At 39.4% G+C, this 12682-nt stretch carries 12 protein-coding genes and 1 riboswitch; of the genes, 4 read left to right on the top strand and 8 right to left on the bottom strand.

Features of this window, described 5'->3' with window-relative positions:
* The first annotated feature begins 93 nt into the window (after nucleotides 1-93).
* Together BN997_RS09825 and BN997_RS09820 are read left to right on the top strand one after the other, a co-directional pair.
* Nucleotides 94-648, top strand: coding sequence for a TetR/AcrR family transcriptional regulator (locus BN997_RS09825; RefSeq protein ID WP_042531824.1), 555 nt, complete (start codon nucleotides 94-96; stop codon nucleotides 646-648).
* A 765-nt stretch (nucleotides 649-1413) separates the two neighbouring features.
* A complete protein-coding gene (locus tag BN997_RS09820) occupies nucleotides 1414-2427 on the top strand; it encodes an Rpn family recombination-promoting nuclease/putative transposase (protein ID WP_042531822.1) in 1014 nt (337 codons plus the stop codon).
* Nucleotides 2428-2783: 356 nt separating this feature from the next.
* Here the strand turns inward: BN997_RS09820 and BN997_RS09815 are convergent, their stop codons facing one another.
* Nucleotides 2784-3569 (bottom strand): SDR family NAD(P)-dependent oxidoreductase, encoded by a 786-nt coding sequence (locus BN997_RS09815; RefSeq protein WP_042531821.1) that lies wholly within the window; start codon nucleotides 3567-3569, stop codon nucleotides 2784-2786.
* A 272-nt stretch (nucleotides 3570-3841) separates the two neighbouring features.
* Between BN997_RS09815 and BN997_RS09810 the strand changes: the two genes are divergently transcribed.
* Nucleotides 3842-4615, top strand: a complete 774-nt coding sequence (locus tag BN997_RS09810) for an acetoin reductase (protein ID WP_042531819.1) — start codon at nucleotides 3842-3844, stop codon at nucleotides 4613-4615.
* Nucleotides 4616-4688: 73 nt separating this feature from the next.
* Here the strand turns inward: BN997_RS09810 and BN997_RS09805 are convergent, their stop codons facing one another.
* The 5 genes from BN997_RS09805 to BN997_RS09785 all read right to left on the bottom strand — a co-directional run bounded on the left by BN997_RS09805 (nucleotide 4689) and on the right by BN997_RS09785 (nucleotide 8824).
* The gene (locus BN997_RS09805; RefSeq protein ID WP_042531817.1) at nucleotides 4689-5012 is read right to left on the bottom strand and encodes a hypothetical protein; all 324 of its coding nucleotides are present in this window, start codon (nucleotides 5010-5012) and stop codon (nucleotides 4689-4691) included.
* Between the two features lie 62 nt (nucleotides 5013-5074).
* Nucleotides 5075-5665: a histidine phosphatase family protein gene (locus BN997_RS09800; protein ID WP_244882362.1), complete on the bottom strand. Its 591-nt coding sequence runs from the start codon at nucleotides 5663-5665 to the stop codon at nucleotides 5075-5077.
* 188 nt (nucleotides 5666-5853) lie between these two features.
* Entirely contained in the window at nucleotides 5854-6960 is a 1107-nt protein-coding gene (locus BN997_RS09795) for a 5-methyltetrahydropteroyltriglutamate--homocysteine S-methyltransferase (RefSeq protein WP_042531813.1), read from the bottom strand.
* Between the two features lie 35 nt (nucleotides 6961-6995).
* Entirely contained in the window at nucleotides 6996-7745 is a 750-nt protein-coding gene (locus BN997_RS09790) for a cyclase family protein (RefSeq protein ID WP_042531811.1), read from the bottom strand.
* A gap of 26 nt (nucleotides 7746-7771) precedes the next feature.
* On the bottom strand, nucleotides 7772-8824 hold the full coding sequence (locus BN997_RS09785; RefSeq protein ID WP_042531808.1) for a homocysteine S-methyltransferase family protein: 1053 nt from the start codon (nucleotides 8822-8824) through the stop codon (nucleotides 7772-7774).
* A 117-nt stretch (nucleotides 8825-8941) separates the two neighbouring features.
* Nucleotides 8942-9042, bottom strand: a riboswitch (SAM riboswitch).
* A gap of 394 nt (nucleotides 9043-9436) precedes the next feature.
* On the opposite strand from BN997_RS09785, the gene BN997_RS09780 reads away from it, so the two are divergent.
* Nucleotides 9437-9739 (top strand): hypothetical protein, encoded by a 303-nt coding sequence (locus BN997_RS09780; RefSeq protein WP_042531806.1) that lies wholly within the window; start codon nucleotides 9437-9439, stop codon nucleotides 9737-9739.
* A gap of 277 nt (nucleotides 9740-10016) precedes the next feature.
* Here BN997_RS09780 and BN997_RS22540 read toward each other — a convergent pair.
* Both BN997_RS22540 and BN997_RS09765 read right to left on the bottom strand, forming a co-directional pair.
* Nucleotides 10017-11584, bottom strand: a protein-coding gene (locus tag BN997_RS22540) for an IS3 family transposase (RefSeq protein ID WP_374705763.1) whose coding sequence is annotated in 2 segments (ribosomal slippage) — nucleotides 10017-10939 and nucleotides 10939-11584 — 1569 coding nt in all. Because the reading frame shifts where the segments join, the coding sequence is not laid out codon by codon here.
* Nucleotides 11585-11700: 116 nt separating this feature from the next.
* Nucleotides 11701-12564, bottom strand: a complete 864-nt coding sequence (locus BN997_RS09765; RefSeq protein ID WP_042531800.1) for a YitT family protein — start codon at nucleotides 12562-12564, stop codon at nucleotides 11701-11703.
* Nucleotides 12565-12682: the final 118 nt, after the last annotated feature.

Genomic DNA, 12682 nt, shown 5'->3' with positions numbered 1-12682 from the left:
GTTTAAAATATGTACGTTTCGCAACAAATAATCATTATCTGTTGGATAACAGATAGAATTTCATATTTTGTTCATAAAAGGAGCTTATTTATCATGGCACAAAAACTAGATCGCAGAAAACGTTATACAAGGATGGCTCTTAAAAATGGGCTGATGGAGCTTTTAAAAGAAAAACCAATTTCTTCGATTACAATTAAAGAAATTTGTGAGCAGGCTGATATCAACCGTTCCACATTTTACAGCCACTATGCCGATCAATATGATTTACTGACCAATATTGAGGACGAAATTATCGATGAATTAAATCAGGCACTGCTTCAGTATGACTACACGCAGGAAAAAGAAGCGCTGGCGATGTTAAATTATTTACTCAAATATGTGTACAGCCGTCATGAGCATTTTCGGATTCTGTTCAGCGAACACGGCAATAAAAGATTCACACATAAAGTCATGTTCGCCGCACAAACGCATATTATGAATGACTTTAACGGACCAGAACATAAAATGAGCGAAACCGCTGCAAAGTATATGACAATCTATTCTATCAGCGGGAGTATTACGGTAATTGAATACTGGCTGGAAAATGGAATGAAGGAGTCACCGGATGAAATGGCAAGAATTATTACGGAAATAAGTAAGCCTTGTTGAATTCAGGGAAAGTCAAACTCTTTCACTAAGCTTCTTCCATTGTACGATAACATCGAAACTTGTCCATTTTCACACCAAGAACAAACGATTAAATAAGGATCAACACCAAAATCTATGGTTGGAAAATATAATTAAATGTGATAAAAGCAACTAGCTAGCGGAGAAAATACACGGAGACTCCTATGGGAAAGCGCAATGGTCTTCGGTGGGGCGAGTAATCGCAAAAGCTCTTCGATGGGACGAGTAATCGCTGTCCCAGTCCCAGTGGGAAGACCCCGCAGAAAAAAAGCGAACTTCTTTTTTTCTACCCGCAGGGCATAAGTGCGACTATGCTTCTGTCTGCGCCTGACGGCTTGCCAATCAGCAAGTCTTCTTTTCACCCGCAGGGCATAAGTGCGACTATGCTTCTGTCTGCGCCTGACGGCTTGCCAATCAGCAAGTCTTCTTTAAAGGAGATGAGCTTGGGGCCGATGGAAAGCGTAGTGTATTTCCGTAGCGGTCGCTTACAGCAAATTTATATCTACTATGTCACCCATAGATTTTGGTGAAGAGCCTTAAATGATCATTTTTCGTTCTGTATAAAAAAACATAAAAAATGCAATATGAACATCCTATTGTCATTGAAAAAGGCACAAACCTAAGTTAAAACGTCATTTATACAGCAGATTTTCACGCAGGAAATCCTATTTTACCGTTTTGCATCCCCCACTCATAGCCGCTATGATTAAAAGCAAATTTAATATTACCTGGGGGTGTGATAAAATAATGATAACCACAGTAAAAGAAAATACCGACAGCTACGATGCAAAGGATACGGATTATGACGGGCTTTGGAAAAATTTGATTGAAGAACTGTTTCAAGAATTTATGGAATTTTTCGCACCCGAGTTATACCCGGAAATTGATTTTGAAAAAGGAGCAGATTTCCCGAATATAGAACTTCTTCAATTTGTAATTAATTCAAGAAAAGGCAGAAAATATTCAGATAGGTTAGCCAAAGTGACGCTGAAGAACGGGGAAGAAAAATACGTCTTCGTCCATATTGAAGTGCAGGCTATTGGAGAGCAAGACTTTGCTGAACGCATGTTTAAGTACTTTTATCGAATCTATGACAAATATAAGCATCCGATTTATTCCATCGCCCTCTTGACGGATGCAAGTCATCAGCATTATGAAGATACGTTTCGTTATTCTTTCTACGGAACAGAATTAACTTATTTATACAATGTCTATCGTTTTTACGGAAAAGATAAGGAGAAGCTGAAAAAATCTGATAATCCATTCGCTTTAGCGGTACTTGCAGGAATCTATGTTAGTGAAAACGCCGGCAGAACAAAGAAAGACGACGAAGAAAAGTTCCAATTTAAACAGCAGCTTATCAGTATGGCACTCGAAAAATATTCGCACCGTGACACCTATCTGTCAGCCCTATTGTATTTTATCGATTATATCCTGCAGGTCCCAGCGGAATTACAGGAAAAGCTGTATGAATCATTACCAATCGCAGAAAACGAAAAGGAGGAAGGAAAATTCATGGGAATGGAAAAATTGAGAGATACCCCGACGTTTGGAAGACTGTTTAGAGAAATCGAGGAAGAGGCGACAAAAAAGGGCTTAGAAAAAGGGATGGAGAAAGGCATGGAGAAAGGGATGGAGGAAGCGGAACGGAATTTTGCCAAAAAGCTTTTAGACAGGAACTATTCAGATGAAGAAATATCCGAATTAACAGGTCTCGAGCTTAAGGACGTAAGCGAACTCCGAAAATCGCTTGAAAATTAATGTAAGGGTAAAACGAGCAGCTCTTTTGTTTCTATTTTTATACAGAGGTAAGTTTAAACTTACCTCTGTATAAGTGTAACTGAGGTTGTTATTTAAAGGCTGGGTGATAACCCATTTTCAAAATAACAGCTTTGGTTACATAAAACGAAACTTCACTCAGTGGGAGTTTTTCGACGCACAAATGTTTCCGATGGGGCGAGTAATCGCAGTCCCAGGATGTGCTAGTGCAGACGTCGCGAACTTAGTCTGTTTCCTTAGTTCCCCACTGAGTGTTAGTCGAGTGATTCAGGGAGTTAGCGTCCGTTATCTCCCGCCTAAATAAATTTATTTTTACGCTTTATTTTGAGGCGGGAGTTTTACGGACGGTTCTCCGTGATAAATTTGCTTAAATCCGGATAACCTGTCACTGCCCAGCCACCATCTACAAGTAAGCTGGCTCCATTCACGTAGGAGGCTTCCTCGCTGACAAGGAACAACGCTGGACCTGCTATTTCTTTCGGGTCCCCGGCTCTTTCCATTGGGATACGCTCCAAATAAGCTTCATTGATTGCATCAACGTCTGTTAAGCCGGAGGTTAACGGCGTCGATACAAGCCCAGGCAGAATGGCATTGACACGAATATTGTGCTTGGACATTTCAAGCGCAGCATTTTTTGTAAGCATCTCCACACCAGCTTTCGCAGAGGAATAAGCTGCTCCGTAATGCATTGGAACATGCGCGTTTAAAGATGAAACATTGACAATTGCTCCACCGCCATGCTCTTTCATATATTTTGCTTCATGTTTTAAAGATAGGAAGACACCTTTTAAACACAAGTCAACAGTGAAATTCCAATCCTCCTCCGGCTGATCAATAATTGCTCCTGATTTCGATGCACCAGCTACATTAAAAGCTATATCCAATCCGCCAAATGCTTCTACCGTCTTGTTAACAAGGTTTTTAATATCCTCTTCTTTGGTTACATTGGTGACGACACCAAGCAGCTCCCCTTTATGCTGCTGTTCCAGCTCTTTCAGCTTTTCTTCATTTAAATCCGCTACACCTACTTTTGCCCCAGCTTCCAGCAAGTTCTGTACCATCGCATAGCCAATTCCTGAAGCGCCTCCAGTTACAATTGCAACTTTACCTGCTAATGTTGTCATACTTACTTCCTCCTTTTCTTTCTACCTTAAGCATACGCTTTTGTTTTATTATTTCAAAGTTTGCAGCTTTTAAACTTCAATTTATCGTTACATTTTAGGTGTATAAATAATCACTGAAAAATTACCTCTTAAAAGGAAACATCTTTCTAAAGATTTCCCAAAAACTTTTTCTAATTATGCATGTTTTAAACTCCTTAAAAGGGGAATAGTATAACTAGATGCAAAAAACTACATCTAATTATTTAAAGTAAATTTATTTGGAGGTCTTTTCTATGTCAAAAGTGGCAATTATTACAGGTTCTGCAGGCGGTTTAGGAAAAGGTATCGCAAAACGTCTTGGTGAAGATGGTTTCAAAATCGTTCTGCATGATATTAATAAAGAGATGCTGGACAGTACATTAAAAGAATTTAAAGATGCCGGTGTAGATTCCATTGCCGTTGTCGGAGATGTGTCTAAACGAGAGGACCAATTTAATCTTGTCAAAGAAGCTGTAGATGCTTTTGGACAGCTGGATGTTTTTGTGAACAATGCTGGAGTTGATGTTGTTTCTCCATTCCTTGAAATTGACGAAAATCAGCTGAATAAAACATTTTCAGTAAACGTAAATGGTACAGTATTTGGTACACAGGCTGCTGCGGATCAATTTATTAAACAGGATACAAAAGGGAAAGTCATTAATGCATGCAGTATCGCCGGGCATGAATCCTATGAAATGCTGGGTACTTACTCTGCAACTAAACACGCGGTCCGTTCTTTCACGCATTCCGCTTCAAAAGAGCTGGCACCATATAACATTCGTGTCAATGCATACTGCCCAGGTGTTGCAGGTACAGCAATGTGGGATCGTATCGATGAAGAAATGGTGAAATACTATGACAATATGGAACGTGGAGACGCTTATAAGCAATTTGTTGACGGCATCTCCTTAGGTCGTTCTCAAGAGCCGGAGGATGTCGCTAACCTTGTATCCTTCTTAGCTTCAGATGATTCCGACTATATTACCGGACAAGCTATTATCACAGATGGCGGAATTGTGTATAGATAATAGAGGTCAGCATTGAAAGCATTAAATGTATATAAAAAGCAGCCGTATCTGATCTAGATATGGCTGCTTTTAACTACTCAAGGATAGGAATAAAATACATAACAGGATAATCACTCGGGTGGATATCATGGATGATTTTCTTTACCTTTTCAATCTGGTGAATCATACAACGAAACTCCGCCTTATAGAGAGTTTGAAAAAATTCGCTTTCTATCGGCAAAGCCATTTCCAAAGAAGCTAACTCCAAAGGACGGGAATAGTGATTGTATTTTGTATAAGAAAGTACGTTATCCTGATTGCCGTAGTGCAGAAACCCATGTTCATGAAGCTGCTCCCGCAAACTGCTGATATATTCCTCTGCAATCAGCACCTCTACCTTCACAAAATTCATTTTCATCCATATCCCCCCTTTTTTGAACATCTCTCTATTTTAAATTGATACGTTTTTTATCGCAATGATTACTCATTTACAGGCGTAAGATGGTCTGTATTATTATAATCAACCACACGCCATTCCCCTTTTTCACAAGTAAATTTTGTAATCGATGTATTTTGGAGAAAGGTAACCCCCGTACCCAGCTCTCCTTTTGAAATCACAGACAACAGACTATTGATTAATGCGCCATGGGAAACGATAAGAACACGTTCGTCCGGATATCTCACGCACACTTCCTCTAATCCTTTTATCCCTCTCTGCTTTAAACCTTCAAACGTCTCCACATTCGGGATAGCCTCACGATCAGGGAAATAACGATTTCTATCCTCTATCGTCATCCCCTCCGCATCTCCATAAGACCGCTCTACAAAAGCCCTCATTTCATGAAGCGGCAGCTGCAGTTTCTGATTAATAATTTCTGCTGTTACCTTTGCACGAGCTAAGGGACTGGTAATTAATACAGTCGGTTCAAATTGCATTGCAGCCGCGCAGCAAACTCCCGCTTGCGATTTTCCCGTTTCATTTAAAGGGATATCTGTCTTGCCTTGAATTCTTTTTTCTTTATTCCAATTTGTTTCTCCGTGGCGTATCATACAAATCTCTGTCAAAGTCATTTCCCCACTTTCGAACTATTTTTCCAGTTACCCCTATTCTAGCACTATTTCTATCTTTATATCTATTAAGTTGTGCTTGGTTGGCATGAAAAAACAGGCTCAAGGGTTCCAATCTCCCTCAGCCTGTTTGGTTGTTTATTTATTTTCCATACAATGTGATAACGCATTTTTCTTTATAAACGTGTTTTTTATTCTCCCCATATTTCTTTAGCCGTATCCACGATATATTTCAGCTTGTTCCATTGCTCTTCCTCTGTTAACAGATTCCCATGATGGGTCGATGCAAAGCCGCATTGCGGGCTGATGCATAGCTGATCTTTTGGAACATACTGCGACGCTTCTTCAATTCTTGCTTTAATATTTGCTTTATCTTCTAATTCCCCATGCTTTGAAGTAAATACACCCAATACTACACGCGGTCCGCCATTTGGAATGTAATCCAGCGGTTCAAAACCGCCAGAGCGGTCATCATCATATTCCAAGAAGAAACCATCTACTTTTTCTTTGGCAAATAAAGTAGGGGCTATTTTTGCATAGCTTCCTTCAAATGCCCATTTCGAACGATAATTTCCACGACAAAGATGCGTGGTAATCATCAAATCTTCTGGTTTGTCTTCCAACACGCTGTTTAGTACATACAGTGCCAAGTCAATAAAATACTGACGGTCCTTTCCATCTTCCGTTGTCGGGAAATTCTCTACATTTAACCCCGCAATATACACATCATCCAGCTGAAGGTAGCGGCATCCCGCATCATAAAAAGCTTTGATTGCATCACGATAGGTTTGGATGACATCCTCTGCATATTCTGCAATACTTGGATAAACCTCGGGATTTACAATTCCTTTCCCAAATAATTGATTCGGACTTGGAATCGTTTGTTTGGCAATCGCACGGTCTCCGACGATTTCTTTGAATTCCACAAACTCCTTAACATGCGGGTGATCCGGATTAAAGGAAACCTTTCCTGTGACACGCACATTATAGCGTTCTGTTTCTTCTCCAACAAATTGAAATCCTGTATCCGGCACATATCCTTCCACACCGTTTAGATGCTCTTGAAAATCCGTATGCCAAAAGCGGCGTCTGAATTCCCCGTCCGTAACAGCGCTTAAGCCGACTTCAATCTGCTTATCTACGATACGTTTGATTTCTTCTGTTTCAATCTGATGAAGATCCGCTTTGGAAATAGCTCCTTCTTGAAAGTTCTTTCTAGCTTGATGAATCCGTTCCGGCCGCAATAAACTTCCGACATGGTCTGCACGAAATGGTGCTTTCACTGCTGTTTTTGTCATGTTATTCCTTCTCCCTTTTTGGTAGATAGTATTTATTATGGCAAAATGGCAAACGATCGAACTGGAAAACCGCTTGCTTTTTCAGGCTTGGGACTAATATTGAAAATCACAGCTCCTTTTGCCGGCAATTGATCCAGATTCGTCAGCAGCTCTACTTGAAAAGTATCCTGCTCTAATACATAATACTCGCCGATCAATGAACCATTTTTTCTGGCATCCACAGCCGCATCCGTGTCAAACGTTTCATGACCCACTGCTTTAATCTGTCTTTCTTCAAATAAGAACTTCAGAGCATCGAGCCCCCATCCGGGTAAATGACTGTCTCCATTCTCATCCTTATTCTCAAATGCACCTTTATCCGGCCAGCGCTTGCTCCAATCTGTCCGTAACGCGACAAATGTACCCGCTTCAACCTTTCCATGCACCTCTTCAAAAGCTAAAATGTCCTCCACCGTTAAAATATAATCATGGTTTTCTCCGGCTGCTTCTGATTTATCAATCACAACGATTGGGAGGACAACTTCTTTTAAATCCAGCTCCTCTAAATAGCGCTGATCACGAACAAAATGAATAGGTGCATCAATATGTGTGCCATATTGTCCGGAAACACTGAACTGCTGTGCGAAAAACCCGTCATCATGCGTATATAATGTTTCAAACTCGGCATCTTTAAATGCGGCAAAATGCGGCGAATTAGGACCGAATGTATGTGTTAAATCTACCCATGTTTTTGATTTTAGTGTTTCTAACGCGTGTAAGATTTCATTTTCTTTGGTAACTGTCATGATAAGCCGCCTCCCAATATATTGTTTTACGCTTTTGTTTTGTAATCTGTGATATGATCCTGCAATGTTTCATCTTCACCAAATAAAAAGTGTTTATGCATATCTGGAGAATAAATTGAATTAATTGTTTCGATGCCGACAGCTTCCGCAACCGCACGCAGCATTGCCGGTGAAGCTCCACAGCATAAACCGATATAATTCACGCCGATGCTATGTGCTTGTTTCGCCCATTCTGCCAGCTCATAGCGGTTATGATATAGCGGATCCAGAGAAGTCGGGAAGGTTGTTTCCGTTGGTAAATGACAGCTGCACCCTCCATCCGGCAAGTTAAAGAAGGTTGGATTCTCTTCTGTTGTCCGGTATGGAATCGGCAGTGCTCCAACATACCCGTCTACTTTGTCACGAATCTTTTCTAAATACGGCTGCATCGTGTCCGGCCCCCGGAAACAGTTCATCCCAACAACCAAGGCGCCGTTATCCTCTAAAATCTTACATGACTCTTCCACTGTGTAACCATCACGTAAAATGTTTTCACCCATTAATCCCAAGGTAATAACTGCCGGTAAATCATATTTTTTAATTTCCTCTAAAGCAATCAATGCTTCTTCATGATAATAAAAAGTTTCTCCGTTAATATAGTCAACATCCTCATCCTTACACCATGAAACCATTTCATTAAACATCGCTCTGACTTTATCCTTGGATTCCTGATCTTCCGGATTAAAAATATTGGTGTTCGATATATTTCCTGCAACCAGAGCTTCCTCTGTCGGATGTTCCTTTGCTACTTCCTTCGCTAATTTAATAGCATTTCTATTTAGAGGCTCTAATAAGTCCTCTTTACCGATAATGCGCATTTTTTCTCGGTGTGCGTTGTATGTAAAGGCAAGCACTACATCGGAACCTGCTTTCATGTAATCACGATAAACTGCCTTTAGCGTTTCCGGGTTATCCAGCGCTACTTCGGGTACAAAGGAGCCCGCCTGCAAATACCCTCTGCGCTCCAATTCAAATAAATATCCTTCCCCTGCAATAACTGTTCCTTGCTTTAATCGCTCTTCCAAACTTCTTTTCGCCATCGTTCCATTCCTCCTGTAAGCTTTTAATTATTTGGTTCGCTGCGGATAAGTCGATATAGACACGAAAAAACCTCTTCTTTCAGAAAGAAGAGGTTTTGAGTACGATATCAATGTCTCTTCTTATCTGCTAGCTAACGCTACTGGAATTGGCACAGTTCTTTTATAAGTCTGTTGCCGAGGCTTCGAAGGGCCAGTCCCTCCACCTCTCTGGATAAGAAAATGTATTGCTATTTATTTGTTGTAGATAACTATATATCTATTTGAATTCCATGTCAATAAGAAATTTTAAAAATATTTCAGCGGTTTTTGAATCGGTTTGAATGAATCTTGTAAATATCTCATATCATAGAGAGAAGTTCCAAACACGCACGGCTTTATATCTCTAAGCAGATGTTTAAATTCCGTAAAAAAAAGGAATGTTAATTTCATGGAGAAAAATTCATAAAATGTTCAAAAAGTATAGACACACCCGAAAAATAAGCATATAATACAAATTAATTCTAAAACATGTAGACATTATATTGAATTTATTCTTCATTATTGGTATAATTAATTCTTTCGCTTTAAGAAATCGAATCAAAAAATATATTTATCATACGGAAGGGGGCGTAGATGTTGAATAGATATTTGATGATTGCTTTAATGATTATCCTTTTGCCAATGACACAATTATTCCCAGGTGTACATCACAGCTACGTTCTCACCGATCATGAAATACTGATTGATTCCCAATCGTCACCTGATTTAGGCGTTGGCGGAAATGACCAGCAAGATAAATCATTTATAGCAAGTCCAGGTTTAGTCATTACCTTATTCTTATTAGGCAGTCTCTGTTTATTCACTACGATTGTGCGGGTCAACCGTACGAAACAGCTGCTGACACCTGTTTTCTATCAATCCAATTTCGTGGTTTAAGCCTCTTTTAATAAAAAAATTAAAAATTAAAAGAGGAGGCAAAAACTATGATGATTTTCAGATTAATTGTTATTGGGTTCTTTTCACTGACTGCATTGTCCGTTTTCACTTATCAAGGTGTTGAGGTATTTCATGCAGTTGCGGATATATTCAGAGCAAAATCATAAGCTATCGTGTACCCCTTCGTACAATAAGCTTTTTCACCCTATACTAATCAAAAGGCAGCCAATGAAATTGAACTGTGCCCCGTCAAGTAGACAGTAAAAAAACAAAAACTCTATGCAACAGCCTGGTCCCGATATTCCAACGGTGTCAGGCTGTTTAATTTCTCCTGGTAACGTTCTTTATTATAAAATTGGATATATCGATCAATATCCTCTACTAATTCTTCAAAGCTCTTATATCGTTTTAAATCATAAGATTCACTTTTAAAATGGCCAAAAAAGCTTTCTACAGGCGCATTATCAATACATTTCCCAACACGGGACATGCTGCGTGTAATCTCGGCTTTTGTTGTCACCAAACGATATTCCCTCGATGTATATTGCGAACCCCGATCACTATGCAGTAAAGGCGTGGCACCTGGATTTGCTTCCAGTGCTGCTTTAATGGTTTCCATAACCAGCTCATTATTGTTATAATAACCAACCTTATAGGCAACAATCGAACCATCATAAAGGTCTTTAATGACGCTTAAATAAGCTTTATGACTCAAGCTGTATTTTAAATGTGTGATATCCGTTACCCATTTCTGATTTGGCTTGTCTGCCGTAAATTCCCGGTTCAAAATATTCTCCTCAATGTTGACGTAGCTTGTTTTGGTAGAATATCCATTCGAACGACGGATAAATGATTTTAAGCCTAATAAAATCATCAAACGACGAATGCGCTTCAGATTATATCGTTTTCCGTATTTGCGATCAATCACCATTCTGATTCGCCGATAGCCATAGATTCCTCCGTACTGTTTAAAAATCATTTGGATTTTCTTGATTAGCCATGCATTTTCGTCTTCTTGTTCGCCTGGTATGTGATGCAGCCACTTATAATATCCAGAGCGGGACACCTTTAAAATATCGCATAGTAATTGAATCGGCGTGCCTGTTTCTTCATGATAGGCATGAATGGCTTCAAATGCCGGGACTTGTTTCCTTAATCGTTCGATCCTCTCCTTTCGATTTCCTCTAACTTTTTTAAGAGACCAGCTTCTGCCTCCAAATATTGATTACGGTGTTCTAATTCCTTAATCCGAAGCTTTAATTTTTCTTCTTCCGTTAGATTTGGCTTAGTTTCTAATGTCTTCCCGCGGCGGTCCTGAAGAGCCTGCTCTCCGTCTTTCTCATATTTACGAACCCAGCTATAAACCTGTTGATAGGAAACTTTATACTTCTCCGCTGCTTGATGATAATTGGAATCATTGGCAATCGCATATTGGACAATCTCTATCCGTTCTTTGAATGTGGTTTTACGTCCTTCGCTCATTTTAACGCTTCCTTTACTAGTGGATTTTATTGCTTTACCACTAGTATAAAGCTTTATCCAACGACGTAAAACGGAAGTGGACGAAATATTAAATTGTTCACATGTTACCTTGAGGCTATTTTCTTGTTCAAGATAGAACGCTACAGCCTGTCTTTTTAATTCCTCTGGGTACTGTTTCCAATTCCTTGACTCCTTCAATCCATCTATCCCATTACTTTTATATTTACGAACCCATTCTTTCACCGTATTTTCATACATTTCATATTTTCTTGCGATAGCACTAATCGGTTTCTTTTCTTCCGTCACCTTTTGTACAATCTCCATACGTTCTTCTAGCGTATGTTTGGTTATTCTTTTAGACATTAAAAATACTCCCTTCCTAGTAGGAGAGAATTTTTATTATTTCTCTGTCTACTATAAAGGGAGCATATCAAATGGATTCATTGGCTGCCTTTTTTGATTTAAGAGAAGTCGATGCTTTATTTAAAATTACCGCCGCGTACTTCTGACACATCATAGACAGTTACAAATGAAGTGGCATCGATATCTTGAATCGTTTCTTTCATTTTACTTTCTTCCAGTCGTGTAATCACACATTTAATTTGTTTAAATTCCTTTTTGGAGTAGCCGCCTTCTACATGCTGTAATGTACAGGCACGTCCCAGCCGGTCGCCAATTTCTTTCATCATCTCATCTGCATGCTCGGTAATGATATAAACTGCTTTTGTACTGCTTAATCCTTCTTCAATAATATGAATGACCTTGGAAGCTATGTAATAAGCAATACCGGACATCAGGGCCCCTCTTAATCCAAACACCGTGGACACTACGATAAATACAAATAAATTCAGAAATAATATTAAGTCACTCGTTCCAAAAGGCAGCTTTCGGGATAATAATACAGCAAGCATATCAATCCCATCCAACGCTCCTCCATTACGTAGTGCCAGTCCCATGCCAAATCCAATAATGATCCCGCCGACAACAGTGACAAGCAGGGTATCTCCTTCGATTTCAATAATAGTTGGAATATGATGCATCAGGCTGGTGCTTATAGCCAAAGAAGCAATACCGAGGATAGAGAAGATTGCAAAACTCTTGCCGATTTGTTTATATCCTAAGTAAATAAAGGGAATGTTTAAAATAGCAATCAGGATTCCTAATGGCAATCCGGTCCACTGCGAACCGACAATACTTAACCCGGTTACACCGCCATCAGAAACATTATTAGGTATCAATACAGCTTCTAGTCCATACGCAGTAATGAACCCGCCGATGATAATAATCAATCCTCTTGAAAAAAGCATTGCCTTTCTTGTTTTTTTCGATTGTGCTTTCTTCATCCAATGTTCCTTTCTTCGTCATACATTTTGTTACCCTAAATTCCAATGTGTTTAGGTTCCCACATTTCACATGGAATAACCTGTACTTTTTTTAATATTATTTATTATACGCTTCTCG

The sequence above is a fragment of the Oceanobacillus oncorhynchi genome (assembly GCF_000821065.1).
Lineage (GTDB): Bacteria > Bacillota > Bacilli > Bacillales > Amphibacillaceae > Oceanobacillus > Oceanobacillus oncorhynchi.
The sequence above is the reverse complement of the archived record's forward strand: the minus strand, read 5'-3'. Positions and strand labels throughout refer to the sequence as shown.